The sequence below is a fragment of the Bradyrhizobium sp. USDA 4353 genome (genome assembly GCF_054063215.1).
Window position 1 is genome coordinate 5,796,939 of record NZ_JBSSGB010000001.1, and the last position, 26,343, is coordinate 5,823,281.

General features: G+C 65.8%; 28 protein-coding genes. 15 read left to right on the forward strand and 13 right to left on the reverse strand.

What is annotated here, in order from left to right:
- Positions 1–452 precede the first annotated feature (452 nt).
- Both ACVILH_RS26250 and ACVILH_RS26255 read left to right on the forward strand, forming a co-directional pair.
- Positions 453–644, forward strand: a complete 192-nt coding sequence (locus tag ACVILH_RS26250; protein ID WP_456715476.1) for a DUF2735 domain-containing protein — start codon at positions 453–455, stop codon at positions 642–644.
- Between the two features lie 161 nt (positions 645–805).
- Entirely contained in the window at positions 806–1,561 is a 756-nt protein-coding gene (locus tag ACVILH_RS26255) for a tyrosine-protein phosphatase (protein ID WP_456717080.1), read from the forward strand.
- 6 nt (positions 1,562–1,567) lie between these two features.
- Here the strand turns inward: ACVILH_RS26255 and ACVILH_RS26260 are convergent, their stop codons facing one another.
- The 3 genes from ACVILH_RS26260 to ACVILH_RS26270 form a co-directional block, all read right to left on the reverse strand.
- Positions 1,568–2,281, reverse strand: a complete 714-nt coding sequence (locus ACVILH_RS26260; RefSeq protein ID WP_456715477.1) for a hypothetical protein — start codon at positions 2,279–2,281, stop codon at positions 1,568–1,570.
- 97 nt (positions 2,282–2,378) lie between these two features.
- On the reverse strand, positions 2,379–2,597 hold the full coding sequence (locus ACVILH_RS26265; protein WP_006613492.1) for a hypothetical protein: 219 nt from the start codon (positions 2,595–2,597) through the stop codon (positions 2,379–2,381).
- Positions 2,598–2,690: 93 nt separating this feature from the next.
- Positions 2,691–3,389 (reverse strand): SGNH/GDSL hydrolase family protein, encoded by a 699-nt coding sequence (locus tag ACVILH_RS26270; protein ID WP_456715478.1) that lies wholly within the window; start codon positions 3,387–3,389, stop codon positions 2,691–2,693.
- A 132-nt stretch (positions 3,390–3,521) separates the two neighbouring features.
- Between ACVILH_RS26270 and ACVILH_RS26275 the strand changes: the two genes are divergently transcribed.
- The 3 genes from ACVILH_RS26275 to ACVILH_RS26285 all read left to right on the forward strand — a co-directional run bounded on the left by ACVILH_RS26275 (position 3,522) and on the right by ACVILH_RS26285 (position 5,375).
- The gene (locus tag ACVILH_RS26275) at positions 3,522–4,202 is read left to right on the forward strand and encodes an SDR family oxidoreductase (protein ID WP_456715479.1); all 681 of its coding nucleotides are present in this window, start codon (positions 3,522–3,524) and stop codon (positions 4,200–4,202) included.
- 94 nt (positions 4,203–4,296) lie between these two features.
- A complete protein-coding gene (locus ACVILH_RS26280) occupies positions 4,297–4,995 on the forward strand; it encodes a DUF2161 domain-containing phosphodiesterase (RefSeq protein ID WP_456715480.1) in 699 nt (232 codons plus the stop codon).
- Positions 4,996–5,072: 77 nt separating this feature from the next.
- Positions 5,073–5,375, forward strand: coding sequence for a hypothetical protein (locus ACVILH_RS26285; protein ID WP_456715481.1), 303 nt, complete (start codon positions 5,073–5,075; stop codon positions 5,373–5,375).
- A gap of 99 nt (positions 5,376–5,474) precedes the next feature.
- Here ACVILH_RS26285 and ACVILH_RS26290 read toward each other — a convergent pair whose 3' ends face one another.
- The 3 genes from ACVILH_RS26290 to ACVILH_RS26300 form a co-directional block, all read right to left on the reverse strand.
- Positions 5,475–6,128: an N-acetyltransferase family protein gene (locus ACVILH_RS26290; protein ID WP_456715482.1), complete on the reverse strand. Its 654-nt coding sequence runs from the start codon at positions 6,126–6,128 to the stop codon at positions 5,475–5,477.
- 127 nt (positions 6,129–6,255) lie between these two features.
- Positions 6,256–6,654 carry a PaaI family thioesterase gene (locus ACVILH_RS26295; RefSeq protein ID WP_456715483.1) on the reverse strand — a complete coding sequence of 133 codons (399 nt, stop codon included), beginning with the start codon at positions 6,652–6,654 and terminating at the stop codon, positions 6,256–6,258.
- Between the two features lie 114 nt (positions 6,655–6,768).
- Positions 6,769–8,049, reverse strand: a complete 1,281-nt coding sequence (locus ACVILH_RS26300; RefSeq protein ID WP_456717081.1) for an ArgE/DapE family deacylase — start codon at positions 8,047–8,049, stop codon at positions 6,769–6,771.
- A gap of 144 nt (positions 8,050–8,193) precedes the next feature.
- Between ACVILH_RS26300 and ACVILH_RS26305 the strand changes: the two genes are divergently transcribed.
- From ACVILH_RS26305 to ACVILH_RS26315, 3 genes are all read left to right on the forward strand, one after another.
- On the forward strand, positions 8,194–8,346 hold the full coding sequence (locus ACVILH_RS26305) for a hypothetical protein (RefSeq protein WP_456715484.1): 153 nt from the start codon (positions 8,194–8,196) through the stop codon (positions 8,344–8,346).
- Between the two features lie 29 nt (positions 8,347–8,375).
- Positions 8,376–8,615 (forward strand): DUF6719 family protein, encoded by a 240-nt coding sequence (locus ACVILH_RS26310; RefSeq protein ID WP_456715485.1) that lies wholly within the window; start codon positions 8,376–8,378, stop codon positions 8,613–8,615.
- A gap of 103 nt (positions 8,616–8,718) precedes the next feature.
- A complete protein-coding gene (locus tag ACVILH_RS26315; RefSeq protein WP_456715486.1) occupies positions 8,719–10,065 on the forward strand; it encodes an HlyD family type I secretion periplasmic adaptor subunit in 1,347 nt (448 codons plus the stop codon).
- A gap of 8 nt (positions 10,066–10,073) precedes the next feature.
- On the opposite strand, the gene ACVILH_RS26320 is transcribed toward ACVILH_RS26315, so the two are convergent.
- The gene (locus ACVILH_RS26320) at positions 10,074–11,762 is read right to left on the reverse strand and encodes an adenylate/guanylate cyclase domain-containing protein (protein ID WP_456715487.1); all 1,689 of its coding nucleotides are present in this window, start codon (positions 11,760–11,762) and stop codon (positions 10,074–10,076) included.
- Between the two features lie 177 nt (positions 11,763–11,939).
- On the opposite strand from ACVILH_RS26320, the gene ACVILH_RS26325 reads away from it, so the two are divergent.
- Both ACVILH_RS26325 and ACVILH_RS26330 read left to right on the forward strand, forming a co-directional pair.
- Positions 11,940–13,664, forward strand: a complete 1,725-nt coding sequence (locus ACVILH_RS26325) for a type I secretion system permease/ATPase (protein ID WP_456715488.1) — start codon at positions 11,940–11,942, stop codon at positions 13,662–13,664.
- Between the two features lie 32 nt (positions 13,665–13,696).
- Positions 13,697–14,470 carry a hypothetical protein gene (locus ACVILH_RS26330; RefSeq protein ID WP_456715489.1) on the forward strand — a complete coding sequence of 258 codons (774 nt, stop codon included), beginning with the start codon at positions 13,697–13,699 and terminating at the stop codon, positions 14,468–14,470.
- Between the two features lie 31 nt (positions 14,471–14,501).
- Here ACVILH_RS26330 and ACVILH_RS26335 read toward each other — a convergent pair whose 3' ends face one another.
- Both ACVILH_RS26335 and ACVILH_RS26340 read right to left on the reverse strand, forming a co-directional pair.
- On the reverse strand, positions 14,502–14,894 hold the full coding sequence (locus ACVILH_RS26335) for a hypothetical protein (protein WP_456715490.1): 393 nt from the start codon (positions 14,892–14,894) through the stop codon (positions 14,502–14,504).
- Positions 14,895–15,423: 529 nt separating this feature from the next.
- Entirely contained in the window at positions 15,424–15,975 is a 552-nt protein-coding gene (locus tag ACVILH_RS26340) for a CreA family protein (protein ID WP_456715491.1), read from the reverse strand.
- A gap of 223 nt (positions 15,976–16,198) precedes the next feature.
- Here ACVILH_RS26340 and ACVILH_RS26345 point away from each other — a divergent pair, with 223 nt between their 5' ends.
- The 4 genes from ACVILH_RS26345 (at position 16,199) to ACVILH_RS26360 (ending at position 20,364) form a co-directional block, all read left to right on the forward strand.
- Entirely contained in the window at positions 16,199–17,920 is a 1,722-nt protein-coding gene (locus tag ACVILH_RS26345; protein ID WP_456715492.1) for a L,D-transpeptidase family protein, read from the forward strand.
- A gap of 154 nt (positions 17,921–18,074) precedes the next feature.
- Entirely contained in the window at positions 18,075–18,650 is a 576-nt protein-coding gene (locus ACVILH_RS26350) for a glutathione peroxidase (protein WP_456715493.1), read from the forward strand.
- Between the two features lie 174 nt (positions 18,651–18,824).
- On the forward strand, positions 18,825–19,784 hold the full coding sequence (locus ACVILH_RS26355; RefSeq protein ID WP_456715494.1) for a polysaccharide deacetylase family protein: 960 nt from the start codon (positions 18,825–18,827) through the stop codon (positions 19,782–19,784).
- Between the two features lie 19 nt (positions 19,785–19,803).
- Complete coding sequence (locus ACVILH_RS26360) at positions 19,804–20,364, forward strand: dihydrofolate reductase family protein (protein ID WP_456715495.1); 561 nt, start codon at positions 19,804–19,806, stop codon at positions 20,362–20,364.
- A gap of 9 nt (positions 20,365–20,373) precedes the next feature.
- Here the strand turns inward: ACVILH_RS26360 and ACVILH_RS26365 are convergent, their stop codons facing one another.
- From ACVILH_RS26365 to ACVILH_RS26375, 3 genes are all read right to left on the reverse strand, one after another.
- The gene (locus tag ACVILH_RS26365) at positions 20,374–20,829 is read right to left on the reverse strand and encodes a DoxX family protein (protein ID WP_456715496.1); all 456 of its coding nucleotides are present in this window, start codon (positions 20,827–20,829) and stop codon (positions 20,374–20,376) included.
- 147 nt (positions 20,830–20,976) lie between these two features.
- Positions 20,977–23,289: an NADP-dependent malic enzyme gene (locus ACVILH_RS26370; protein ID WP_456715497.1), complete on the reverse strand. Its 2,313-nt coding sequence runs from the start codon at positions 23,287–23,289 to the stop codon at positions 20,977–20,979.
- 366 nt (positions 23,290–23,655) lie between these two features.
- Complete coding sequence (locus tag ACVILH_RS26375) at positions 23,656–23,835, reverse strand: hypothetical protein (RefSeq protein ID WP_456715498.1); 180 nt, start codon at positions 23,833–23,835, stop codon at positions 23,656–23,658.
- 68 nt (positions 23,836–23,903) lie between these two features.
- Here ACVILH_RS26375 and ACVILH_RS26380 point away from each other — a divergent pair, with 68 nt between their 5' ends.
- Positions 23,904–25,514 carry a hypothetical protein gene (locus ACVILH_RS26380; RefSeq protein ID WP_456715499.1) on the forward strand — a complete coding sequence of 537 codons (1,611 nt, stop codon included), beginning with the start codon at positions 23,904–23,906 and terminating at the stop codon, positions 25,512–25,514.
- A gap of 318 nt (positions 25,515–25,832) precedes the next feature.
- On the opposite strand, the gene ACVILH_RS26385 is transcribed toward ACVILH_RS26380, so the two are convergent.
- Positions 25,833–26,165, reverse strand: coding sequence for a hypothetical protein (locus ACVILH_RS26385; protein WP_456715500.1), 333 nt, complete (start codon positions 26,163–26,165; stop codon positions 25,833–25,835).
- Between the last annotated feature and the right edge of the window lie 178 nt (positions 26,166–26,343).

Genomic DNA, 26,343 nt, shown 5'->3' on the forward strand with positions numbered 1-26,343 from the left:
ACGTGCCAACTCCCGCGACGTCCCGCCGCAGCCGCTGAGGACGATCCAGGCACCGCCAGACCCGGTCCACACACCTGAAAGGTGCGACAAAGGCGCGCGGCCGCGATTGCACGGAATGCATGGCGGCGGCCGGCCGATGTCAAAATCCCGCTTGATTCCTTGGCATTTGCGGCGCCGCGGAAAATCGCCCGAACAAGGTCTCGGCAGTTCCGGGACATTTTCGAAAAGACGGAGCCGTGGTTCTCGCAACCTTTGGTCCGGCCCAAGCGTTAGTCAGCTGCACGTTGCTTCGCAGGAGGCAAAACCCGGAATGCCTTCCAAATGCGCAACATGTGATTTCATTTTCATCATGTTGCATTCCCCGGGGCAGCCACCGATATCGGAAGCGGTAACCACAAGAGAACGAGTCGGGCGCACCATGAGCTTGCCCCGATGGGAAGGAGACTTAGGGAATGGAGACCAATGTGAACGAGGGATCCGCAAGGATCTACCAATTTCCGCGCGGGGGGCGAGCCGGCCTCGCATCCCGCTCTGCCGGCGCTTCGGCCCGGCCGGCCGCGCCGTCGATCCAGCCGACCATCTACAGCGGCAGCTGGTATCACGACGAGGCGATTCAAGAAGCCAAGCCGGCGTGGGACCGCTGATGTCGACAAGTCCCGTGACGCATGCTTCGCGCATCTTCTAAAGGGTCGGACCGACGAGGTTCCGGCCCTTTTCCTTTCCCCACGCTTCAGAGCGACGTTGAGACCGGCGGTTAACTCTTGGCGTGTTTCACAGGGGCTCTCGGTTGACGTACAGTGCCTTTATGTCCGCTGCAGAATCTCCGTCCCCTTCCCGTCATCTCGGCCTCCAAGGCGCCAGCAACTTCAGGGATCTCGGCGGCTATGCCAGCCGCGACGGACGCCACGTGCGTTGGCGGCAGATCTTCCGCTCGAACCATCTGGGTCAGCTGACGGAAGCAGATGCGGCCGTGGTGCGCCAGCTCGGCATCCGCAGCGCACTCGATTTCCGCGGCCGGCAGGAGCGAGCCGCCGGCCCGTGTGCGATCGCCGAAATCGCCGTTCACACGCTGCCGATCGAGCCGAGCGTCGCCCCGATCCTGCGGGAACGCTGGTCAGCGGGACGACTGATGACCGACGATGCGCTGGAGCTGATGCGGGAGTCCTATCGCAACTACATCCGTCACTACACCCCGCGATTCCGCACTCTGTTCGACCACCTTCTCGCGGATCACGCTCCTGTGGTCATTCACTGCACGGCTGGGAAGGACCGCACGGGCGTGGCGTGCGCGCTGTTCCTGTCCGCTCTCGATGTGCCGGACGAGATCATCCTCGACGACTATCTTCTCACCAACCAGTATTTTCGCCGCGATACCACTGCTCATCCCGAGCTGCCCGACGAGGTGCTCGAGGCGATCGGCACGGTGCAGGCGTCGTTTCTCGCCGCGGCTCTGGAGACGGTCCGCGAGGAGCATGGCGACATCGACACCTATCTTCGCTGTGGCCTGGGCCTCGATCAAGCGGAGCGCAAGGCGCTGCAAGAGCGCTATCTCACAAGCTGAGTTCGGTCAGTTGGGCAGCTTAGCCCGCTCGATGGAGATCACGCGCGCCGCAGCCGCCGATTTCACCGTCTTGATCATGAGCTCGACGCGGAAGCCAAGTGCGGGCTCCTCGCTCTTCGGGATGAACAAGATCGCTGCAAAGGTCAGCCGCCCATCGGAGTCGAGCTTGACGGGGAGATCCTCTCGCACGCGAAACAGCCGCCCTTTCTCGACCTTCTTCGCGGCCTTCGCGCGCACTGCCTGCTCGACGAGATCGTGCAGATCGAGGCTGACCAGCTCGGCACCGGTGACGGCGTAGAAGCGGAACGAGTCGGTGTCCCATCGGCTGTTGGCGACCTCGACCACGGCCCGACTATCAGGTGACCAGGCGGCGATCAGCTCATAGCGGTTGGCGCGCATTTCGCCGGTCGCCCAATAGGCGCCGCCGAGCCGGCCGAGCACCGCGCCATCCGACAGTTTGACCAGGACGTTCTCGACATCAGCGGCCGGCTCCGCCTGCCCGCTGGGCAATCCCTTGGATGTCCGCCAACCGAAGGCAAGCTGTCGCGACGGCGAGATCGTATCGGGAAAGACGCGGATGGCTGCGGTGCCTTCGCCACAGATGAAGCTCTGATGCTGATCGGGGGCGCAGCCGGCCTTGGCCGCAGCCGAGCTCAGGCTCAGGCTCAGGCTCAGGCTCAGGGCGACGGCAATGATGGCAACGGTGCGAATCCGGTCCATGCCGATCATGTTAGCGGCGGCGCGCCCGCCGCGCACGCCGAGATATTACGTTTTCGATCACCCCGCGCGTCGTGACGCAAGGTCCCCCGATCTGGGATCAGGCCGCTTCGATGTCGGCGCTTTCGGCGGCCTCGAGCGCATCGAGATCGGCAATGACCTCCTCGAACGCGGAAATCGCCTGCTGCACGGCTGCAATCTGCATCAGCTCCCAGCCGCTCACCGGACCCGACCGGTTCTGCAAGGCGACCACGAGATCCCGCCGCTGCTCCTTCAGCTGCACCAGCGGCAAACCATGGTCCTGCAGATGTCTCATCATGACAAAGCTCCAATGCCCATCAAACCGGCATTGAAGGAGGCTACCTTGCGACGCTGGCGATCTGCTTACGAAACTCGGGCAAATTTTAATCGATCAGCCGGCCGCTGTCGGGCTCGCCATGATGGCCTGCGCAAGAACCTCGCTGACATGGGCCGTCGCGCATTCGCTCATATGGAGATGATCGTCATGACCGTCATCCAGCGCAGACAATGGCAGGCCGGCGTCACACCAGCCCTTCATCAGGTCCCAGCGTCTGAAAAGATTGACGCCCGCGGCGGTCGTGACCTGCTCGATCCGCCGCTGCATGTCCAAAGCGAAAGCCAGCCGATCGGGTTGCTCGACGATCGCGGCCGTGTATTGCAGATCCATGACGATGACATCCATCCGCTGCAACCCGGTCAGCCATCCGAGACCGACGCGCAGCGCCGCCTCGACTTCGTCGGGACTATAGATGCCTGCACGATAGGCTGCATTGGTGCCGACCTGCCAGATGACCAGCGACGGCTGCTCCGCCAGCACGTCGCATTCGAGGCGCGACAGCTCCTCAGCGGCTTCCTGGCCACCGATGCCGCGATTGAGGACATCGATCACGCAGCCGAAATTGGCCTTACGCAACCGTTGCTCGATCCGCGCGGGAAACGCCACGATGTTGTTGGTGCCCGCCGTCGAGGATGAGCCGAGCGCCACGACCCGGGTCTTGCGCTGCGCGCTTAGACTCTGACGGAAATGCCGCAGCGGCAGCCGAAACGCGGTCAGAACATTGGGAAAGGCGGAAGAGCTTGTCGCGGTCATGGTCACCTCGGACGAACCACGCTTTCTGATTGCAATTGCATGCCGCGGCTGCGCAGCCATTGCAACTGGTCCGCTTGGCAATAGTATAAAAGAACGGCGCTGTGGGGCGCGGCAACGGGGTCAAGGGACGGAATGAACGGAGCAGTGATTGTCATTACGGGAGCGCAGGGCGCGCTCGGGCGCAGCGTGGCTGATCTGGCGCTCGCGCGCGGCGCGCATGTGGCCGGGATCGATCATGCCCAGGCCGAGATCCCGGCGAGTGATGACCGGATCGAGCTTGGCGGCGTCGATCTCTCTGACCCAGAGCAGGCCAAGGTCGCGATCGACTCCGTGGCGGCCCATTTCGGCACCTTGGACGCCCTGATCAACATCGCGGGCGCCTTTGCGTTCGAGCATGCCACCGAGGGCGACGACAGCGTCTGGGAGAAGATGCATGCGCGCAACCTGATGACGGCGCTGCACGCCTCTCGCGCGGCGATCCCGCATCTGGTTCGCTCCAGCACCGGGCGCATCGTCAATATCGGCGCGATGGGCGCGCTGCAGGCCGGCGCGGGCATGGGCCCTTACGCCGCCTCCAAATCCGGCGTGCACCGCCTGACCGAGGCGCTCGCGGCCGAATGGAAGGGCAAGATCACCGTCAACGCGGTGCTGCCTTCGACCATCGACACGCCGGCCAACCGCGCCAGCATGCCCAAGGCCGATTTCGACAAATGGGTCACGCCGCAGGAACTCGCCGAGGTCATCCTGTTCCTGGCCAGCGACGCGGCGAGCGGCGTCACCGGCGCATTGATACCGGTGGTCGGCCGCATGTAGCGGCCGCAATCGGTCCGAACGCGTTGTTGCCCGCTGACATCGCAGGATGCATCGGGCTAGACTCCGGCGCCTGAGTCGCAAATGTGGACGGCCCTTGGAAACCGCGCTCTACCTTCCCGTCAAACGCTTCCTCGAGGGCCTCGGCTTCTCAGCCAAGGGGGAAGTCGGCGGCTGCGATGTGGTGGCGCTGAAGGGCGAGAATCCGCCGATCGTCGTCATCTGTGAGCTGAAGCAGGCGTTCAACCTGGAATTGCTGCTGCAGGCGGTCGATCGCGCCGGCGCCTGCGACGAGGTCTGGGTGGCGGCGAAACTGTCGGCGCGCGGCAAGGGTCGCGAGAGCGATGCACGCTATCGCAACCTGTGCCGCAGGCTGGGCTTCGGCATGCTGGCGGTCACCTCGAACGGGCAGGTCGAGGTGCTGGTGCATCCGCCGACCACGGCGCCGCGCAAGAACCCCAAGAAGCGATCGCGTCTCGTCAGCGAGCATCAGCGCCGCAAGGGCGACCCCGTCGCCGGCGGCTCGACGCGCGCACCGATCATGACGGCCTATCGGCAGCAGGCGCTGGCCTGCGCCTCGGCGCTATCCGGCGGCCCGAAGCGCGTCCGCGACCTGCGCGCGGACATTCCGGACGCAGCAAAGATCCTGCAGCGGAATGTCTATGGCTGGTTCGACCGCGCCGAGCGCGGCATCTACGCCCTCACCAAAGAAGGGCACGCGGCCTTGCGCCGCTGGCCCCAGGATCTCCACATGACCAAGGCAGCGTTGCCCGATCGCGACATGGTGAACGCATAGCTGGGCTGCCGCGCAGATTCTATATTGCAATGCAACAATGCTGCTTCTAGGTATCCCGGACGATTCACGAGGCCCCCATGAGCGAAGATTGGAACACCAAGTACGGTCCGCGTCGCGTCAGGCGTGATCCCCCGACTCTGGAGGAGGCGATCTTCGCGGCGTCCGGCATCACCGATGACGTGCAGGCCCAGGCCGAGATCGCCTCGGCGCTGATGGGGCTGCCCATCGAGCAGGTGCTGCCAGAGGTGAAGAAGGCCGTCCGTGTCGCCGCGCGCACCAACACCCGCGTCATCACCGCGGATCAAGGCACGCAGCAGCGCGCCGTCGTGGTCGAGCGCCGCACCGTGCGCCGCTTCAACTTCGACAAGCGCACCGCCTGAGCGATTTCGACAGGCGTCGACGGTCAATCTCAGCGAATGCAAAAGGCGCAGCAGCGATGATCGCTGCCGCGCCTTTTTTGATAGGCGAACGGGTGCGCCTCAGGCGGCGCGCTTGTCGTACATGCGGGTCACCAGCTTCCAGCACGCGCGATTGAGATTGAAGAACGCGCGCGCCGCGGCGATCGGCGTCTCGATCACGAGCTTGGCGAACTCATCCTGCGGCTGCTGGCTCAGATCGATCGTGCCGGTCGACTCGCCGTGGCGGAACGCCAGATGTGCGCCGAACTTCGCCGCCAGCGCCCGCATCGCATGGTTCTGCGATCCCGTCGTCACGCGCAGCTCGCGATAGCCCTTCCAGCGCGCTTCCGAAATCACGCGCTCGAACAGCAGGCTGCCGACGCCGCGGCGGCGCACGCAGGATTCGACGCTGAACGCGATCTCCGGAAGCCCGTCCTCGGACTGCTCCGGCGGATGCAATTCGGCGGCGCCGCGCACCATGCCGTTTTCCATGTAGGCGACGACGATGGTGCCGTCGGCCGCACAGCGGGCCGCGTAGCGTTCGATGAAACTGTCATCGAGAAAACCGTTGAATCGATCATGCCGGCTCTCCGGGTCGAGCCGCAGCAAATGATCGCGCAGCAGCGGCAGTTCCTCGTGCTGGCTGAGCGTCCGCACATAGCCGAAGCCCGGCCGCGGACGAAAGATATCTACCTGTGACACTGCCAAAGACTCCTCTTCGAAGCCCTCCCGCACAGACGTCTTCCCTAGACAGGAGCTATATTGTGCATCGCAACATTCATTGCAAGCCCCGCGCTCTACGGGGAGAACATGACGCCATGCAGCGGATGCGTGAGTTAACAGGTCGTTCGTGTACGAATCATCACAGCACGAGCTGAGTCTGGGTCACGATCGCCACCAGCTTACCGTCCTCGGTCTCGATTCGCGTCTGCCATACCTGGGTGCGGCGGCCGCGATGCACGGGTGTTGCGATAGCCTTGACGACGCTCCCTTCCTTGGCGCCGCCGATGAAGTTGGTCTTGCTCTCGATGGTCGTCGTGCCCTTCGCCTCCTCGGGCAGGTTGATCACGGTCGCGGCCGCTCCCACGGAGTCCGCAAGCGCCATGACCGCGCCGCCGTGAATCGTGTGATGCAGCGTGCAGAGATCGGCGCGGATCAGCATCTGCGCCACCACGCGCTCGGTGCTGGCCTCCGTGAAGGTCACGCCCTTCAATTCCGCGAACGGCATCCTCAGCGAATTGATCTTCTCTAGCGGCGTCATGCCGTCCCCTCCCCGTTTCGCGGCGACACGTCTGCGCGCGTCTGCCCAGTCTGAATGTCTTATGGAGCCGAAAGCCATGACCTGGGAGGTCATGGCTTTCGGACATCTTGGCGCTCAGGCTTTCTCGACCCCGCACCACTCGGCGATGAACAGCGCCATCGTCTTGGTCACCTGGCGCAGCGAGTCGAGCTCGACATATTCGTTGAAGCCGTGCATGGCCGCACCGGTTGCGCCGAAACAGAGGCTCGGGATGTTGTAGTTCAGCCCGTAGAAGCGCGTATCGGTCAGCGCCGTGAAGACGAGATCCTGGACCTCACCGCCATGGACGGCATTGAAGGCCCGGCCGAAGGCGGCCTCCGGCTCGGCCGAATTGGTCAGCTCATAGCCTTCCGACAGGAAACCCGACCATTCCACCACAGGCGGATTGTTGGACAGGAAGCGGTGATCGCGCGAGGCAGCGGCGACGCAGGCGAGGATCTCGCTCTGACAGTCCTTGATCGACCAGCCCGGAAGAACCGCGATGCGGCAGTCGAGGTCGCACCAGGCCGGCACGCTCGAGGCCCAGTCGCCGCCCTGGATGATGCCCGGGTTGAAGTTGATCGGATGAGCGAGCGCCTTGAAGTGGCGGTCGCTCCTGGCGCGCTCGTTCCAGTCGGCCTCGAGCTTCTCCAGGGCGTGGATGAGATGATAGGTCGCCTTGATCGCATTGGCGCCGATGCCGGCTTCGAACACATGCGCCGGGAAGCCGCGCACCTTGATCCGGAACCAGATCACGCCGACCTGCGAGCGCACCATCTTCTCGCTGGTCGGCTCCGGGATGAAGCAGGCATCGGCGCGGTAGCCGCGCTGCAGGGTCGAGAGCGCGCCGACGCCGGTGCTCTCCTCCTCGATCACGGATTGCAGATGAATGCGCGCGGTCGGCTTGAGGCCGGCGGCCTTGATGGCGTCGAGAGCGTAGAGCGCCCCGATGGTGCCGGACTTCATGTCGCAGGCACCGCGGCCATACATCCGGCCATCGCGGATGACCGGCGAGAACGGCGGCGTCTCCCACATGTCGAGCGGACCGGCGGGCACGACGTCGCAATGCCCCTGCAGGATCAGCGAGCGACCGGCCGTGGTCGCCGGCCGATAGGTTCCGACGACGCTGCGCGCCTTCGAGAAATCGTGCTCGATCGGACCGTAGCCGCGCATGTCCTTGAGGTCATCGAGATCGATGTGCCAGTCGTCGACCTCGTAGCCGCGCGCACGCAGGAGATCGCCGAACATGTCCTGGCACGGCCCTTCCGCGCCGCGCGTCGAGGGAATCGCGACGAAGTCGCGCGTCGTCGCGAGCTGGCGATCGAAGCCGGCGTCGACGGCCTCGATGATCCGTTGCGTGATGTCCTGGGTGATCATGCCTGTCCTGGTTCCCATTGCTGATCGCCGGAGCAAATCACATTCCGATCCACAACGGCACCAGATTTGCCGCTGCTTTCAGAATCGCAGGGCCGCCCGTACATTGGCGCATACGCATCAGGACGATGCTCTTTGGAATTTCGCATGTCGGATCACCGCAACATTCTCTATTTTCTGCTCGGCATTCTGAGCGCCGCGGTGATCGTGCTCGGCTACAATCTCTATCAGGCCAAGAGGCAGCCGGAAGGCGTCCAGATCAATCTCGGACCCAACGGACTGAAGATCGAAGGAAAGTGATGCGGTTTCGAATCCCGGCGTTGTCAACCATGGCCGCACGCGGCCTCATTGGTCTGTCTCTCCTGCTTCTGCTGACCGCTCCCTCCCGCGCGCAATATGTCGGTCGCGAGGAGGACGTCACCGATCTCAGGCTCGGGCAGCGCGTGCTGGTCGATGACGGCACCTGCCCCGCCGGACAGGTCAAGGAGGTGTTGGGGTCGAAGATGGCCGAGGCCGGCATCGTCCGCAGCGTCAAATGTGTGCCGCGCTTCGGGCCGAAGAAGAAGTAAACCGGCGCCTATCGCGCCTCCCGCGCCAGCGTGATCCACCGCACAGTCCCGTCACGCGGGATCGCCGATGCTCCCCGCTGTCGATGATGGCGGGGGACGCAACATGGCGATGTCACTGGCGCAAGATCAGAGCTTCTTTGAACCGGCCGACCGGCCGCAGCCGGTCAAGGCCGATTTCGGCCGCTACGCCCTGCTCGGCTACGTCTCTATCGCGCTCGTGTTCGGCGGCTTCGGCGTGTGGGCCGGGTTTGCGCCGCTCGACCGGGCGGCGATCGCGCCGGGCACGGTGTCCGTGTCGGGCGACCACAAGGTGGTGCAGCACCGCGAGGGCGGCATCGTCAGGGAGATCCTGGCCAAGGAGACGCATGCCGTTCGCCGCGGCGACCTGCTGTTCCGGCTGCAGCCGGTGGAAGCTCAGGCCAACACCGATCTGTTGCGCAAGCAGATGGATGCCGCGCTGGCCGAGGAAGCGCGACTGGTCGCCGAGCGCGGCAATGCGCGGATGATCACCTTTCCCGACAGCCTGCTCAATCGCCAAAACGTGCCGGAGGCCGCGCTCGCCATTGCCGATCAGCAGCGCCTCTTCGTCGAGCGCCGCAACGGCCTGATCAGCCAGATCAACATCCTCAATTCGCAGATCGTCCAGCAGCAGCAGGAGCTCGCCGGCCGCGACCGGCAGCGCACGGCGCTCGCCGCCCAGCTCGCGAGCTTCGACACGCAGATGAACAATGTCCGGCCGGCGGTCGCCGCCGGCTATTATCCACGCAACAAGTTCCTGGAGCTGGAACGCGACCGCGCCCGTGTCGAAGGCGATCTCGGCCAGGCGCAGGCCGACGTGGCGCGGCTGACGCAGACCGCGGCGCAGACGCGCCTGCAGATCGACCAGAGCTTGCAGAAGTACCAGACCGAGGTCGGCCAGCAGCTCGACGCCACCCGCGGCAAGCTGTCCGAGCTGCGCGAGAAGATCGTGATCGCCGAGGACGTGCTGCGCCGGGTCGACATCTACGCCGAGCGCGACGGCATCGTCATGAACATGAAGGTCCACACCATCGGCGCCGTCGTGAAGCCCGGCGACACGCTCGCCGAGATCGTGCCGGTCGGCGAGGGCGTCGACGTGATGGCCCACGTCTCGCCGCGGGACATCGAGAGCGTCGCGGTCGGCCAGAAGGCGGAGGTGCGCTTCGCCAATTTCTCCTCGCGCACGACGCCTGCGATCTTCGGCAAGGTGGCGAGCGTCTCGGCCGACGCGGTGAGCGAGGAGTCCTCCAAGCAGAGCTATTACAAGGCGCGCGTCGTGATCGACTATTCGACGATCCCGCCCGAGGTCGCCGAGAAGATCCTGCCGGGCATGCAGGCCGACGTCATCATCTCCACCGGCGAACGCACCGTGCTGGAATATCTGGTCGGTCCGCTGCTCAACACGCTCGCCAAGACGTTCCGCGAGAAATGAGCCAACGTCTAACCGGAAGCCACTTGGGCCGCGCTCGTCACGACAGCGATGTCGCGGGCGCGGCTCACGCCGATCACATCGAGCGCGCCGCCGCCTTCGGCGCCCCCGAGAGTCTCGCGGCCTATGCCGCTGAGAGCACCCAAGCCGGCGCGTGTGGCGAGGTCATCCGACATCACGAGCTGACAGCCGCGCGCATCCGCAAGCTGCGCCATCCGCGCCGGCCGCTCCGTTCCGAGTCCGAGCACAGCGACCTGCGTCATGCGTCCCAGGCTCAAACGTCCCACGACGGTGTTGCTGACATCAGCGCCGATCGCGAGCTCGACCGGCCGGCCGATCTCGGCTGCGATCTTCTCGTTCACGCGGTCCATGGCCAGATCCATCGCATGGACAGCCTGCAGCGCATCGCGACAGGCCTGATCGAGCTCCTGCTGCTCGCCGAACACGGCGAGCACACCGTCGCCGAGGAAACGGTCGATGCGTCCGGCATGGGCGTCAACGGCTCCGCCGATGGCGCCGAAGATCTCGTTCACCATGAAAGCGAGGTCGGAGGCCAAGCGGTCCCCCGCAATGGTCGCGAAGGCGCGCACGCGGACAACAACGAGACAGACGGTGCGACGCTCACCCGGGCCATCGCCCTGTGCTGCCACGAGCGTCGGCGCGTCCCCGCCTCCGACCAGGGGCGTGACCGTGAGGGGCGCCGTGGGACGGATCTGACAGGCGAGCCGCACATTGTCAGGCGCAGCCAAGCCAGCGAGCACCGCGCGCTCCGCACGGCCCGGAGCGGGCAGCGTCTCGGCCCCCTTCTCAACACGGACACGGCACAGGCCGCAACGGCCGCGCCCGCCGCATTCGGAGCCATCGGAGAGATCGTTGCTCCTGATGCTGTCAAGCAGCGTTGGACCGATCGCCGCCTGGATCGTCGTCCCGCCCGGAAAGGCGATCGCCACCTTCGGCGCCGCCAGCAGCGCGATGTGACGGAACACGACGATGGTCGCTCCGGCCACGAGCAGCGCGGCCACGGCGATCCATGCCGACATCTTCAGCAGGCCGATCCACCTCGCATCGAGCTCGCTCGGCCAATGCGTGACATCGCGCATCCGCTCAGCCATGGCCGGATCGCTCAGCAACGCAGCGACGGCGCGCCCGGACACCACGAAGCCCATCAGCGCCGCCATCGGCACCGCGACAGCCAGGATGATCAGCAGCGGCTGCGCCAGGCGGTACCAGCTGCGGAATTTCAGCCAGTGGTGCAGGCCGACGCAGCCATGCGTCCAGACCAGCAGCAGCAACGCGCTCTGCACCCACGCCAGGTTCGGCCACAGCAAGGCCAGCGCGTAGAGGTAGCTGTCCTGGACCCCGAACAGCGCGTGCGCCACGTGCGTCTCGATGATGTGGGGCAGAAGCAGCGCCGGGATCGCAAATCCCGTCGCGAGCTGGATCAGCTCCCATGCCGGCAGCCGCCAGGTGCCACGCCGGATCGTCTTGGAAACCGCGAGTGCGGCATGCATGAGCAGCGCCGCCGCCAGCACGATCATCCCGGGCCAGGACCTCGTGACGAAGAGCCGCCACTCCTGCACCTCGTCCATGGCTTCGAGGCTGAACAGACCGACGGCATGATTGAGGAAATGCGTGGCCGCGAATGCAAACAGGACGAGGCCGGAGACGAGCCGGATGGTCTGGGACGTGACGGCAGGCATGAGGTCTCTGTGAATGAGGCAAGCGTCGAGATCTGAGCAGGTCTGATCCATCCGGTAGCGGCTGCAACTGGCCAACTCAAGCGCCCGCAGATCGGCATTCACGCAGTGTGATGCCGGTCACGGTCGCTGACGCTCGCTTGCGCGAAGCTCCCCAGCGTCACTGCAAGGGGATTGATCATGACGACGAGCACCACACGAAGCCCGCTGGGAACCGCGCTCCGCGCCTGCTTTCCCGCGCTCACCGCGACCTTCGTCCTCAGCCTGTTCATCAATGCGAGCATGCTGGCCTCGCCGCTTTATTCCATGCAGGTCTATGACCGCGTGCTCACCAGCCGCAATCTCGGCACGCTGGTGATGCTGACGCTGATCGTTGGTGTCTTCCTGGTACTGTACGGTGTCCTCGAATTCGCCCGCTCCGGTGTGCTGGCGCGCGCCGGCGTGCAGTTCGAAGGCACGCTGCGCCATCCGCTGTTCGAGACGATGATGAAGGCCGAGCTGTCGCCACGGCATCGCTTCGGCCAGCAGATCATCCGCGACGCCGAGACCATCCGCGACTGCATTTCCAGCGGCACCGCGGCCATTGCCTGCGACCTGCCGTGGACGCCGGTATTCGTCGCGCTGTGCTTCCTGCAGCATGCCTATCTCGGCATCCTGTCGCTGCTCGGCGCGACCGTGCTGTTCTCGCTGGCGCTGTTCACCGAGTTCTACACGCGCTCCAGCGTCGAGCGCACCAACGCGCTGGCCAACGAGGCCTCGCGCTTTGTGGCGGCCGCGCTGCGTAACGGCGAGGTCGTGCGCGGCCTCGGCATGGGCGACATCGTGCTGGATCGCTGGAGCTGCCGGCAGTCGGCAATGGTAGATGCCCACAGCACGCTGGTCGAGCGCGGCGCGGCGATGCATTCGGTCACCAAGTTCGCCCGCATGGCGGTGCAGACCTCCCTGCTCTGCATCGGCGCCTGGCTCGCGATCGAGCAGCAGATCTCGCCTGGCGCCATGATGGCGACCTCGATCATCATGGGCCGCGCGCTGGCGCCGGTCGAGCAGGTCGTCGGCCAGTGGAAGCGCATCATCGCCTTCCGCTCCGCCTATCGCCGGCTGGAAGAGCTGTTCCAGGCCCTTCCCGTGACCGCCGCGCCGACTGCGCTGCCGACGCCGCGTGGCGATATCGAGGTCGAGAATGCCGTGGTCTGGCCGCCGGCGGCGGGTCGTCCCTCCGTCAAGGGCGTGAGCTTCTCGCTCAAGGCCGGCGAGAGCCTCGCGATTGTGGGCGCCTCCGCCAGCGGCAAGTCGAGCATGGCGCGTGCGATGGCCGGCGTCTGGCCGCTGCGCGAGGGCCAGATCCGCATCGACGGCGCCGCCTATAGCCAATGGGACCAGAACCGGCTCGGCAAGCACATCGGCTATCTGCCGCAGGACATCGAGCTGTTCTCGGGCACCGTGGCCGACAACATCGCGCGCCTCGCCAAGGTCGATGAAGCGGCCGTCGTCGCCGCTGCCAAGGCGGCCGGCGCCCATGACGTCATCCTGCGCCTGCCCAACGGCTACGACACCCCGATCGGCGAAGGCGGCGTGGCGCTGTCCGGCGGCATGCGCCAGCGTGTCGGCCTCGCCCGCGCCCTCTACGGCAATCCGCGGCTGCTGATCCTCGACGAGCCGAACTCCAACCTCGACGAGGATGGCGAGCGCGCGCTGGCTCATGCCATGGCGCAGGCGAAGGCCGCCGGCCGCACTGTGATCGTCGTCACGCACCGCCCGCAGCTTTTGGCGCATGTTGACCGCATCATGGTGATGGCCTTCGGCAAGACGCTGGCATGCGGCCCGCGCGACGAGGTGATCGCCAAGATGCGCGGCCAGCGCGTCGTCGTCGCCCACGACCGGGCGACTGCTGGCGCCGCGGCCTGAAAGCAACGAACACAGATTGCAAGGAGCCAGCCATGACGAAGTTCACATCGCGCGCGACGACCCTCCAGCTGACGCTTGCGGCCGCAGTCCTGTTGCCGATGGCAGCTTTTGCGGAAACACCGATGACGGCACGGCAGATGCTGGCTCACGCCCAGATGCAGGCCCTCAACGTCCCCGGCGACATCAAGAAGCCGGAACTGGACCGGAGCGAGAAGATCACCAGCGCCTCCATCGCCGCGCCTGTGGAGACGACGGCCATCGCTGCGCCGCTGCCGGTGATCGAGCCCCCTGCGCCGATTACGCCGCCGAGCGCAACGGTCACTGCGGTTGCTGCGCCTGTCATCGCGCCGGAAGCAGCTTCGCCCCAAACGCGCTCCAACGTGCTGGTGGCCGCTGCGCCCACAGATGACATCGTCAAAGCATCCAACACGACGACCGCCGCGGCGCCCGTCGTCCCCAACACTGTCGCGCCGGCGCCCGCAGTACCAGCGTCCCCTCCGGCCGCAGCCGCTGCCGCTCCAGCCGGAGCAGCGCCCTCTGTCGCTGCTCCGGCAGCGTCGACCACGCAGGCGCCCCAGGGCCATGCCGCCTCCGTCGCCGCTCCGACCAAGTCTCCGTCGAATGAGAAAACCGTCCACGCGCAGCGCCAGCCGACCCCGACCAACACCGCAGCGTCACGCGCTGCCCGCAAGCCCGCAGCAAGATCGTCCGCCCGCGGCACCGAGACGAGCGTCGAGACTCAGATCGCGCGCATCATGCGGCGACCGGAGGTGCAGTCGCTGATGTCGCAGTATGGCTTGGAATGAGAGGCCGGCGGACGACCGGTGTTGCCAGAGCTCAGTTCTGTGGCACGTCGGTCGTCTGCTGATCGGCCGGCGGATCGAACAGGCACTGCAGAGCAGGCTTTGCGATCCTGGAGAAGGTTGGCCCGATCTGCGACTGCTTGGCCGGAGACACCCATGCCGTCTCGATCGTGGGAACCCCGCTCTCTCTGATCCCGCGCAGCAGCGCCTCGCGCAGATCATTGTCCTCGACGACCGCAGCGGCACGGTCGTGCAGGCAGGAGCAGACGGCTTCGGGATGCTGCCACCGGCCGAGCATGTGAGGCGCGCATTCACGGACGAAGTCACTCCGCAGATCGGCCGATCGCAGCGTCGGCTGGGCATCGGCAGGAGACCAGGAGAGACAGGACAGAACGGCCAGTGCCGCAGCACCCAGTCGAATGAGCATGATGGACCGCTGGCCTCGTGTTCTTCTCATGACATCTGCGCCGGACCGGACGACACACTGGATGACATCGCCGCCCGCCGATGTTTCATAGCCATTTCACGTTTCATCCGGGCGGCGCCACAAGCCTGAAATGGTTTCGTCGACCGCTGCTTTGTTTCGTGCGGCTTTTCCGACGACACAAAACGCAATCGCAACGAGAACCTCGCCCCCCATCAAACAAAGGGATGCCACTCGGTGGATCGGCAGCGAAGCAATTGCCCGCGCGGCGCGCGCCGTCAGATCCGGGCCATGCAGGGGTTCTTAAGATCCGTGCTGTAACGCTGCCGCATGAACACGACGCCCATCCCTGCCTCCGCCGCCAAAGCGCAGCACCGGCGCAGTCCGCTGTCCGCACCGATGGCTCAGCAAAGTCGCGAGAGCTTTGCTGGCTCGACACCGCAAAGCCTGGTCCAACTGATCGGCTGCCACGATCCAGGCCAACGCAGATTGCATGGCAGGACGGACAGCCGACCGGCGATCGGTGCGCTCCCTATTGAATGAAGTCGCCGCACTTCTGGACCTCGCCGTCATCCGCCTTGCCCCAGGGCATGACAGGCACTGACGAGGTCGAGTTCTTCGGCGAGCCTTCGATCAGCTTGTCGGAATAGACCATGTAGACGAGCACGTTGCGCTTGGCATCGCAGCCACGCACGATCTGCATCTTCTTGAAGAACAGTGAGCGACGCTGCCTGAACATGTCGTCGGCCTGCTCGAGCTTGCGCTTGAAACGGATCGGCCCGATCTGCCGGCAGGCGAGCGAGATGTCGGAGACCTCCTCGGCCAGGCCGAGCCAGCCGGCATAGCCGCCCTTCTGAGGAACGGTGAAGTGGCAGGCCACGCCCTCGACCTCTGGATCATCAACGCCATAGGTCGCGAGCTTGTCATTAGGGCTCAGCAGCTTGAACACCGTCGACCGACGGAAGATCAGATCCGGCTCATCCGCAGCGTAGGCTGACACCGCGGGCGAAGACAGTCCGATAAGCGATAGCAAAGCTAGGGTTTTCAGCCACAGATCAAACCGGTTGGTGGCTCTGAACGACATGTCGGTCTCCGTTATACCGCCGATGGTCGGCGTACCGCCCATGTAGGGACACAAACGCCTGCAAGGAAGGCACAGCCTACCGCTGCCCGATGCGCGTTTAACGGGATGTGAGGCTTTTCTGCTACGATCGGACGAAAATCAGGGCGGGCAGAAGCCCCAAGCTGGTGAACGCGGACTCCGTCTGCGACACTAAAGACCAGATGGTTCTTGAGGATTTGCCGGAATGCTCTGCGTTCGTGCAGCCGCCAGGGGGCGGTTCTTTTGTGCAGCAATCGTTTCAGTACCGCTTGTTCTAGCCGCCACATCATGGGCTGACGCAGCGTCGTATTATTATTGGGACGACCAGCAGCCGGTCACCATTGCTCCGCCGCTGCGTCCGGCCATGCAGCCACGCAAGCCGAAGGCCAAGATGACCGCGACGATCGAAAAGGAAGCAGCCAAGCCGCAGGGGCCGCTCACGATCGCTGTGTCGATCAACAAACAGCAGGTCAAGGTCTACGACGCCAACGGCCTGTTCGCCGAGGCGCCGGTCTCAACCGGCATGAAGGGGCACTCCACGCCGATGGGCGTGTTCAGCGTCATCCAGAAGCAGAAATTCCATCGCTCCAACATCTACAGCGGCGCGCCGATGCCGTTCATGCAGCGGATCACCTGGTCGGGTGTCGCGCTCCATGCCGGCGTCCTTCCCGGCTATCCGGCGTCGCATGGCTGCATCCGCATGCCCGCGAGCTTTGCGCCCAAGATCTATGGCTGGACGCGGATGGGATCGCGCGTTCTGGTGACGCCGGGTGAAGTGGCGCCAACCAGCTTCTCGCACCCGATGCTCGCCGCGCTGAAGGCGCCACAGCCGAGCGCCGCGGTGCAGCCCGACGCCAGCGCTCCCGCGGCCAAGTCGGACAAAGGCGCAGCCGTGGCGACGCCGACCATCACCGTCGCGACCATCGACCTGCGCGCCACGATCGGCCACGCCGACGGCGCCAGTGACGACATCAGTGCGGCCGCCCGCCCGTTGCGAACCGCCGATGCCAGCAACGCTACCGGCGTGCCGGCCACGACCTCCGACGCCTCGCCGCGCACTGAGCCATCGCGGTCGGACGCGCGCGAAGCTCCGAACGCAGCCGCGGATCTGAAGCCTGCCGTTACCGACACGACGACCAGCGAGACCGCGCCCAACCCGAACACGGCACCGGTCAAGGCCGAAGCTGCTACTTCGGACGAGCCCAAGCCGGCTGCGAGCGAGACCGGACCGGCTCTGGCGAGCCAGCCCGCGCCCAGCGAGAGCGGCAAAGCGGAGGCGACCGGATCCACCGACGTCAAACCTGCCGAGGCAAAGGCTGGTGACGCGAAGATCGCCGACCAGCCTGCCGGGCCGTCCACGACGGCCGCCGACGCTCCTGCAAAACCCGCCGATGCCAACGAGCTCACCAAGGATCAGTCTCGCCTCGCCGCGCCCGACAAGCCGGTCGCGCCGAAGCCCGAGTTGAAGCGCAACAGCCAGATTGCGGTCTTCATCAGCCGCAAGGATTCCAAGCTCTATGTCCGGCAGAACTTCGCGCCGGTGTTCAACACGCCGGTCACGATCGCGCCCTCCGACAAGCCGCTCGGCACGCACGTGTTCACCGCGACCGCCGACAAGGCCGATCCTGCGACGATGCGCTGGACGGTCATCTCGCTGCCCGCCTCGGCGCGCGGTGCTACGACGACTGACGGGGCCGAGAAGGCAGCCCGACACGGCAAGAAGGTCGCCGAGGCTCGCGTCGAGACGAGGCCGCCGGTGTTGTTGAGCACACCGGCCGAAGCGCTCGACCGCATCACGATCCCCGCCGACGTCATGGCCTGGCTCGGCGAGGCGCTGTCGACCGGAAGTTCGCTGATCGTCTCCGACCAGGGCATCAATCAGGGCGAGACCGGCGAAGGCACCGAGTTCATCGTTTCGCTGCGCTGACGACCGACGGCCTCCCTCTTTCCGCCCTAGCGGAAGGGTATCCCTTGCTGGAAAGCAGCCTGATCCAACGCAACGCCGCGCCCGTTGACACAACGGCCGGCCAAGCGCGGGCGCATGCATGCTGACGGGGCTGGCTCTGCACAGGGAGATTCACATGATCGATCGCAGGATGGTTGTTCTCGGCCTCGGTGCGTCCTTGTCCGGCACGATGCTCGTCTCGCGCGCGGCTCAGGCCGACAGCGCGGTGAGCAAGACCACGGCTTACCGCTTCTCGTTCCCGGTGCCGTCGGGCGAGCCGATTCGCCTGGCGGATTTCGCCGGCAAGCCGGTGCTCGTGGTCAATACCGCGTCCCAGTGCGGCTACACGCCCCAATACACCCGGCTGCAGCAGCTCTGGAGCGAGTTCCATGAGCGCGGCCTGACCATCATCGCGGTGCCCTCCAATGACTTCAACCAGGAGCCCGGGATCGGTGCCGACATCGCCGCTCTGGCGAACAAAGACTACGGCGTTACCTTCCCGATGACCTCGAAGGCCGTCGTCACAGGCTCCAACGCCCATCCGTTCTACCGCTGGGCAGCCGAAGCGCGGCCCAAGGAGACCCCGCGCTGGAACTTCCACAAATACCTGGTCGGCCGCGACGGCTACATCGCCGACGTATTCGCGTCCTCGGTCGAGCCGACCGATACGCGGGTCAAGACCGCTGTCGCCCGGATGCTCGCCCAGGGCTGAGCGACACTTTAGGCAACACTTGGCAAGAATGCGGCGGGAGCCGGCAACTTCCCCGTGTTTTTGCCTCGTTTCCTTTTGGCGCCGATCCGGCCGCTGGGGTAGTATCCCAAGCCGGATGGTGGAGCGACTCTGGATCCCCGACGCTCCCGTTGCAACAACCCCCGAGGAAACACGATGCGGATTGCGGCTGGACTGGTGTTCGCAACTTCTTTGGCAGCGTCGCTCCTGGCGTCGAGCGCCGCCTGGTCGCAAGCGCAGCGCACGGCGGCAGCCCCGACTCCGGCTGCGGCTCCGGTGCCCCTCGCGGCCCAAGCGGCCGCACCCCAGGCTCAGCCGCCGCGCGCACCCTGCATGAACCCCGAGGCGCTCGGTGTCGGCCGCACCGTCGAGATCGACACGACCGGCGGCCCGGGCTTCGGCTTCGAGCACTTCAAGGACCTCGACTTCCTGAAGGACCATGAAGTCGTGCTGACCTTCGACGACGGCCCGTGGCCTGAGAACACCCCGGGCGTGCTCAAGGCGCTGGCCGACCAGTGCACGACGGGCATCTTCTTCATCATCGGCAAGCACGCGACCTACTATCCGGAGATCCTCAAGCAGGTCTACAACGCCGGCCACACGGTGGGCACGCACACCTGGTCGCATGCCGCGCTGACCAACAAGAAGCTGACCGAGGACCAGCGCAAGGAAGAGATCGAGCTCGGCATCAGCGCCGTGAAATGGGCGCTCGGCGGCAACTCGCCGGCGCCGTTCTTCCGCTTCCCGGCGCTGCAGCACCCGCCGGAGATGGTGACCTATCTCGGCACCCGCAACATCGGCATCTTCTCCTGCGATCTCGACTCGTTCGACTTCAAGGCGAAGAATGCGCAGGCGGTGATCGACGTCACCTTCAAGAAGCTCGACAAGCTCGGCAAGGGCATCATCCTGATGCACGACTTCCACAAGCACACCGCGGAAGCCCTGCCCGAGATGCTGCGCCGCCTGAAGGCCGGCGGCTACAAGGTGGTCGCGATGCGCGCCAAGGCGCCGGTGCAGTCGCTGCCGCAATATGACGAGCAACTTGCCAAGGTCGCCAAGCTGCCGACGGTGAGCCAACGGCCGGTCTCGAGCGTTGTGACGACAGTGTCCGAATGAGACAGGATTGCTTTCGTCAGTGACCAAGCTTCGTATCGAAGGTTATGTGATCGTATCGGCCGACGGCATGTTGGCCGATACTGCTAATGTGATGCCCGGGGTTCTCAAATTCCCGGGTGACGCCGAGTTCTTCTCCAGCGCGCTGGACGGCGCCGATCTGATCGTCCACGGCCGCAACTCCTATGAGGACCAGCCGAACTCGCCGAAGCGGCGCCGGCTGGTGGTGACGCGCAAGGTCGCGGCGCTCGCGCCTGATCCCGACAAGCCGCACTCGACGCTGTGGAACCCCGCTGGCGCCTCGTTCGAGCAGGCCTGCGAGGCTGCGGGCGTAACCTCCGGCACGGTGGCGATCATCGGCGGCCCCGTCGTGTTCGACATGTTCATGGACCGCTACGACACGTTCTTCCTCTCATTCGCACCCCGCGTGCAACTGCCCGGCGGCGCCCCCTGCTTCACCGAGGTCGGTCCCGGCCGGTCGCCGCAGCAGGTGCTGACGGCGCACGGCATGACACCCGCCAATCAGCTGATGCTCGACCCCGAGCACGACGTCAGCGTCACCGCCTGGCAGCGCGCGGCCTGATCGGAGCCGTCAGATGTCGCCATAGGCGCTCTGCTCAGGCGCTTTAGGACCCTTGCCGTAGCCGAAGATCATGAACAGCGCGCCGATGATCGAGAGGTTCTTCAGCGCGTCGATCAGGGTCTTGGCGTTGTCGGGCGGGGTCTGGTTCCAGAAATCGTGGAAGTAGAAGATCGTCGCGCCGACGAAGAGGATCATCAGCGCCGCGAAGAACCGGCCGAGGAAGTTCAGCGCGATCATCGCGCCGGCGAACACTTCGAAGGCGCCGGAGGCAATGGCCAGGATCTGCGGCATCGGCATCTTCGCCGCCGCCTCGAGCTGCGCCGCATAGGGCGCGAGCAGCGGCGGAATCGTGACCTTGCCGGCGATGATATCAGCGGTCACCGGAATGCCGAACAGCTTGGTCGCGCCCGAATAGATGAAGATCACGGCGAACAGAACGCGCCCGAACGTAATGAAACCCGGCATTCTCGCCCTCACGGCTGAACTTCAAACAGATACCGCCGGCCTCTCCGGCCGGATGTATGACATCGCGAACGCTTTTCACCAACAAAGGCGGGCGGAATGCGACCGAAACCGGACGAATTCCGCCACACTTCGATCACGCCGAGCGGATCACGCGAACAGCGTCGGCTGCGCCCTCCCCGCCCGCTCCTGGGCCTCGACGGCGGCCACCGCCGTCATGTTGAGAATGCCGCGCGCCGTCACCGACGGCGTCAGGATGTGCGCCGGACGCGCGGGGCCGATCAGGATCGGGCCGACCGGAACCGCATCCGCCAGAACCTTGATCATCTGATAGGCGACGTTGGCGGCGTCGAGGTTCGGCATGATCAGCACATTGGCCGAGCCTTCGAGATCCGAATGCGGCAGGATCGCCTTGCGCGCGGTGGCCGACAGCGCGGTGTCGCCCTGCATCTCGCCATCGGCTTCGAGGTCCGGCCGATGCTGCTTCAGCAGCGCGGTGGCCTGCCGCATCTTGCGCGACGAGTCGGTGTCGTAGCCGCCGAAATCGGAATGCGACACGAAGGCGATCTTCGGCTTGATGTTGAAGCGCGTGACGTGATTGGCCGCGAGCGACGCCATCTCGGCGAGCTCCTCGGCCGTCGGATCAGGACGCACCTGGGTGTCGCCGATGAAATAGGCGCCCTTGCTGGTGATGGTGAGCGCCAGCGCCGCGTAGTCGCTGACCCCCGGCATGAAGCCGATGATCTCGCGGACATGACGCAGATGGCTCATGTAGCGGCCCTCGACCCCGCAGATCATCGCATCCGCCTCGCCCCGGACCACCGCAAGCGCCGCGATGACGGTGGCATTGGTGCGCACCACCGTGCGCGCCGCATCCGGCGTCACGCCACGGCGGCCGGCGATCTCGATGTAGCTCTGGACGTAGGAGCGGTAGCGCGGATCGTCCTCGGGGTTGACGAGGTCGAAGTCAACGCCGGCCTTGATCGACAGGCCGAAGCGTTTGATGCGTGCCTCGACCACGCTCGGACGACCGACCAGGATCGGCCGCGCCAGCTTTTCCTCCAGCACGACTTGCGTCGCGCGCAGCACGCGCTCGTCCTCGCCCTCGGCGTAGATCACGCGCACCGGCTGCGCCTTGGCTTTCGCAAACACCGGCTTCATGACGAGGCCGGAGCGGAACGCGAAGCGCTCGAGCAGCGCGGTGTACTCGTCGAAATTGGTGATCGGCCGGGTCGCGACGCCCGACTCCATCGCGGCCTTCGCCACCGCCGGCGCGATGCGCAGGATCAGGCGCGGATCGAAGGGTGACGGGATCAGCGAGCCCGGGCCAAAGCCCTGCGTCTCCCCGGTGTCGAAGCCGCGGCTCACCGCGTCCGACGGCGGGTCCTGGGCGAGCTGCGCGATCGCATCGACCGCCGCCTGCTTCATCGCCTCGTTGATCGCGGTGGCGCCGACATCGAGCGCGCCGCGGAAGATGAACGGGAAGCAGAGGACGTTGTTGACCTGGTTCGGGAAGTCGGAACGGCCGGTGCAGATCATCGCGTCGGGCCGCGCCGCGCGCGCCTCCTCCGGCATGATCTCGGGATTCGGATTGGCGAGCGCCATGATCAACGGCTTCTCGGCCATCTGCTTCAGCAGCTCCTGCTTCAGCACGCCGCCCGCAGAGAGGCCGAGGAAGATGTCGGCGCCGCCGATCACATCGGCCAGGGTCCGTTTGTCGGTCTTCTGCGCATAGACCGCCTTCCACGGATCCATCAGCGTGTTGCGGCCCTCATGAACGACGCCGTCGATGTCGCAGACCCAGATGTTCTCGCGTTTCGCGCCCATCGAGACCAGTAGGTTGAGGCAGGCGATCGCGGCCGCGCCCGCGCCAGAGGTCACGATCTTGACCTCGGAGAGCTGCTTGCCGGCCAGCGACAGCGCGTTCTTGATCGCGGCGCCGACGATGATCGCGGTGCCGTGCTGGTCGTCGTGGAAGACCGGGATCTTCATCCGCTCCTTCAGCCGCGCCTCGATCTCGAAGCACTCCGGTCCCTTGATGTCCTCGAGATTGATGCCGCCGAAGGTCGGCTCCAGCGCCGCCACCGTCTCGACCACGCGGTCGATCGTCTCGGCATTGATCTCGATGTCGAACACGTCGATGCCGGCGAATTTCTTGAACAGGACCGCCTTGCCTTCCATGACCGGCTTGGAGGCCAGCGGGCCGATATTGCCGAGCCCGAGCACGGCGGTGCCGTTGGAGACGACGGCCACGAGGTTGGCGCGCGCCGTCAGCGAGGCGGCCTCGGCCGGATTGTTGGCGATCTCGGTGCACGCTGCCGCCACGCCCGGGGAATAGGCCAGCGCAAGGTCACGCTGGTTGGCGAGCGGCTTGGAGGCCTGGATCTCCAGCTTGCCGGGCCGCGGCAGGCGGTGATAGGCCAGGGCTGCGGAACGAAGATCTTCAGAATAGGACGACGACATACGTGCTCCAGCGTTTCCGACCCGGAATTTTGCTCTCTTGCGTTTCGTTCAGACGTCGGTTTTTCCGGCCGGTGGAAGCGCATGTGATGCACGTTGGACGGCTTTCATGCAACATCCGAAACCATGCTCGTCGGCATCCCGGGCCAGCGATTCCTTAATTCGCAGAAGCACATCCCTACTCCATCGATTTCCCTGAGACCATCACCCTCCTGCTGCCTAAGCGTTGGGCGGAGCATATCGAATGAAACGTATCGTCATCGCAGTCCTCGTAGCGGTAGCCCTGGGCGCAGCCGGCGTCATCGGCGTCCCCTGGTACGCCCAGGCGCGCGCCGAGCGCGAGGTCGAGGCCAATTTCGCCCAGATCCGTCAGAGCGGCGCCACCGCCACCCACGGCAAGGTCGCCTTCGACCTGTGGTCGCGCAAGTTGACGATCGCCGACGTCAAGCTGGAATCGGCCAGCCAGCCGTCGGCGAGCATCAGCTTCGGCACCGTCACCGCGACCGGGCTGAGCCAGCCCGACAGCGAGCACGTTTCCGCGGCCAGCATCGAGCTGAACGACGTGGCGATCAGCGGCCAGGCCGCCGGCCCCCGCCGCGCTGCGCATCAGCTACAAGATGCCGCAACTGGTGGTGAAGGATTATGCCGGCCCGGCCCGGTTCGCCGCGATCCCTGCCGGCACCGGCACGCTCGACGTCTACCGCGCGCTGGTCCAGCAGTTCGTCGCGATCAACGCCACCTCGATCACGGTGCCGCGCACCACCGGCACCATGGACGGCGGCGCCGCGACGGGCCCCGCCGAGTTCACCTATTCCGGGCTGAGCTTCGACGGCATCAAGGCCGGCCGGATCGCGAGCTACAAGCTCGACGAGGTCACCTTCACGATGAGCCCGCAACAGCCGGGCGGCAAGGCCGACAAGATGCAGGGGCGCATCGCGGACATCGTTCACCACGACCTCGACACCAACGCGCTCGTCGCCCTGCTCAATCCCGATGCGGCCAAGGACGACCGCACCTACCGCGTCTACGGCAAGGTCACGATGGGGGCTTACGAGATCAACTCGTCGGCCGGCATCCGCATGCGCATCGACGGCGCGACGCTCGACGAGTTCAACGTCCGTCCGTCGCGCCTGCAACTGCCGGCGCTGATCGCGGCCCTGCCGACGGTGCCCGCCGGCCCTCCCACGCCCGCGCAGGCACGCGATCTGATGGAGCGGGTCGCCGGCGTCTACGAAGGCATGGCGATGCGCAATGCCGAGATCCGCGGCCTCGCGGTGGAGACCCCGCAGGGCCCGTTCAAGCTGGCGGCGATCCGCGCCGACCTGAAGGACGGCAAGGGCGACATCGCCGTGGAAGGCCTCGACGGCCGCGCGCCGAACGGGCCGGTCAAGCTCGGCCGCTTCGCCCTGAAGGGCTTCGACTTCGCCGGCCTGATGCATTTCGCGGCCAAATATTCCGCCGCCGGCGCCAAGCCCGCCGCGGCCGACGCCGCCGAATTGTTCAAGATGCTCGACGGCGTCGAGCTGAAGGCGCTGACGACGCCCTACACGACCGGCGACAAGCCGGTGCAGATCGACGATATCAGCCTCGACTGGGGCCAGTTCGTCGGTCCCATCCCGACCAAGGCGCGCCTGGTGGCCAAGATGGCCGGCCCGCTCGATCCGTCGAACCCGGCGTTGCTGCCGCTGCTGGTCGCCGGCATCGACACCGCCGCGTTCGATGCCGATCTCGGCCTCGGCTGGACCGAGAGCGCTGGGACCTTCGCGCTGGAGCCGTTCAAGCTCGAGGTCAGCAATCTCATCGCCGCCTCCGCCAATGTGTCGCTGGCGCAGGTGCCGCGCGAGGTGTTCACGGTCGACGTGCAGCAGGCCATGACGGCCGCGGAGAAGATCGAGGCTGCCGGCCTCGCTCTGACGCTGCGCGATCTCGGCGCCGTCGACGTGCTCGTCGCCAACTACGCGCGCAGCCATTCCATTCCCCGCGATGCCGCACGCAAGGCGCTGGTCGACAGCATCAAGGCGATCGGCGCGCAGGTCGCGGCCGACAATGCCGACGTGGCGAGCGCGGTCGATGCGCTCAGCCGCTTCGTCGAGAAGCCGCGCCAGACCTTCACGCTGAAGCTCTCGCCGCGCGCCAAGGTCCCGGCCATGCAGCTCGCCCAGCTGATTGCGATCGATCCGCCGAGCGCCCTGGCGCAGTTCAAGATCGAGGCGCAGACCGCGCCGTGAGTGGCGACCGTAGCGCGAACTCATCCGCCACGAAGGGGATGATTGGTCGGGAAGAACAACCGCGCTGCGTCGTGCTCGGTGCGGGGAGAGGTCCGATTGCATCGCAGATGCAGTCCGGGTGAGAGCGTACAGGTCTCACCACATATACCGCCCGTGCGTCGGCCCCCCACCCCAACCCTCTCCCCGTGAAGAACGGGGAGAGGGAGCACACCGTACTGGCGGCAGGATCGGAGCGTGCTTGTCCTGCCGCCTTCCGACATAAGACGAGGTTGCGCCTGTCGTCGTTGATACTGGTCGGGGTCGGCTTATGCTCACGGTTCATATCTCGCGAACTGAGCGACGCGACTTCGCGATCCCGCGGCCCGATCGCCCGAGTTGTTCCGGTTCGTTCGGCCCTCCTCTTCCGAAGAGGGCGCAGGGAATGCCGGGTGCTGGCCGCAACCCATGGCCCGCCTGCGAAAAAAATGCAGGCGGCAGGTACCACAGGTTCAGCCGGTCATCCGGCATTCCCTGCGCGGTGGGCTTATCGGCTGCTTCGCGCTCTCCCTGGTGCGCCGGCTTGTTGGCCACCATGGCGACAATGCGCTTCGAGCGCCTTGCGCTTGACACCAGCGTCGGGGTGTCGAGACCACGCGACTTGACCGTCTGCACCGTGCCGTTCGTCCACGCGCTTACGCACGTTGCGACACGATGCAGCCACCGCCTCCCCACCTCACGTGTCGTGACGACCGCGAACCGTCCCTCTTCATCGAGGCGGGATGCCCGGAAATGTGGATGTGATTTGCCCGACGGCGCAAGGGAAATGTTTGCGACAAACTAACACGACGGG

Excerpts from the sequence above, each read along its gene's own strand:
- ACVILH_RS26340 (WP_456715491.1), bottom strand. The coding sequence starts at position 15,975 with ATGTCGTTCAGAGCCACCAACCGGTTTGATCTGTGGCTGAAAACCCTA.
- ACVILH_RS26275 (WP_456715479.1), top strand. The coding sequence starts at position 3,522 with ATGAACGGAGCAGTGATTGTCATTACGGGAGCGCAGGGCGCGCTCGGG.
- ACVILH_RS26330 (WP_456715489.1), top strand. The coding sequence starts at position 13,697 with ATGACGAAGTTCACATCGCGCGCGACGACCCTCCAGCTGACGCTTGCG.
- ACVILH_RS26250 (WP_456715476.1), top strand. The coding sequence starts at position 453 with ATGGAGACCAATGTGAACGAGGGATCCGCAAGGATCTACCAATTTCCG.
- ACVILH_RS26365 (WP_456715496.1), bottom strand. The coding sequence starts at position 20,829 with ATGCCGGGTTTCATTACGTTCGGGCGCGTTCTGTTCGCCGTGATCTTC.
- ACVILH_RS26260 (WP_456715477.1), bottom strand. The coding sequence starts at position 2,281 with ATGGACCGGATTCGCACCGTTGCCATCATTGCCGTCGCCCTGAGCCTG.
- ACVILH_RS26315 (WP_456715486.1), top strand. The coding sequence starts at position 8,719 with ATGGCGATGTCACTGGCGCAAGATCAGAGCTTCTTTGAACCGGCCGAC.
- ACVILH_RS26325 (WP_456715488.1), top strand. The coding sequence starts at position 11,940 with ATGACGACGAGCACCACACGAAGCCCGCTGGGAACCGCGCTCCGCGCC.
- ACVILH_RS26320 (WP_456715487.1), bottom strand. The coding sequence starts at position 11,762 with ATGCCTGCCGTCACGTCCCAGACCATCCGGCTCGTCTCCGGCCTCGTC.
- ACVILH_RS26295 (WP_456715483.1), bottom strand. The coding sequence starts at position 6,654 with ATGACGCCGCTAGAGAAGATCAATTCGCTGAGGATGCCGTTCGCGGAA.
- ACVILH_RS26380 (WP_456715499.1), top strand. The coding sequence starts at position 23,904 with ATGCCGCAACTGGTGGTGAAGGATTATGCCGGCCCGGCCCGGTTCGCC.
- ACVILH_RS26305 (WP_456715484.1), top strand. The coding sequence starts at position 8,194 with ATGTCGGATCACCGCAACATTCTCTATTTTCTGCTCGGCATTCTGAGC.
- ACVILH_RS26375 (WP_456715498.1), bottom strand. The coding sequence starts at position 23,835 with ATGCTGGCCGCGGAAACGTGCTCGCTGTCGGGCTGGCTCAGCCCGGTC.
- ACVILH_RS26310 (WP_456715485.1), top strand. The coding sequence starts at position 8,376 with ATGGCCGCACGCGGCCTCATTGGTCTGTCTCTCCTGCTTCTGCTGACC.
- ACVILH_RS26370 (WP_456715497.1), bottom strand. The coding sequence starts at position 23,289 with ATGTCGTCGTCCTATTCTGAAGATCTTCGTTCCGCAGCCCTGGCCTAT.
- ACVILH_RS26300 (WP_456717081.1), bottom strand. The coding sequence starts at position 8,049 with ATGATCACCCAGGACATCACGCAACGGATCATCGAGGCCGTCGACGCC.
- ACVILH_RS26270 (WP_456715478.1), bottom strand. The coding sequence starts at position 3,389 with ATGACCGCGACAAGCTCTTCCGCCTTTCCCAATGTTCTGACCGCGTTT.
- ACVILH_RS26345 (WP_456715492.1), top strand. The coding sequence starts at position 16,199 with ATGCTCTGCGTTCGTGCAGCCGCCAGGGGGCGGTTCTTTTGTGCAGCA.
- ACVILH_RS26355 (WP_456715494.1), top strand. The coding sequence starts at position 18,825 with ATGCGGATTGCGGCTGGACTGGTGTTCGCAACTTCTTTGGCAGCGTCG.
- ACVILH_RS26335 (WP_456715490.1), bottom strand. The coding sequence starts at position 14,894 with ATGCTCATTCGACTGGGTGCTGCGGCACTGGCCGTTCTGTCCTGTCTC.
- ACVILH_RS26285 (WP_456715481.1), top strand. The coding sequence starts at position 5,073 with ATGAGCGAAGATTGGAACACCAAGTACGGTCCGCGTCGCGTCAGGCGT.
- ACVILH_RS26265 (WP_006613492.1), bottom strand. The coding sequence starts at position 2,597 with ATGATGAGACATCTGCAGGACCATGGTTTGCCGCTGGTGCAGCTGAAG.
- ACVILH_RS26350 (WP_456715493.1), top strand. The coding sequence starts at position 18,075 with ATGATCGATCGCAGGATGGTTGTTCTCGGCCTCGGTGCGTCCTTGTCC.
- ACVILH_RS26255 (WP_456717080.1), top strand. The coding sequence starts at position 806 with ATGTCCGCTGCAGAATCTCCGTCCCCTTCCCGTCATCTCGGCCTCCAA.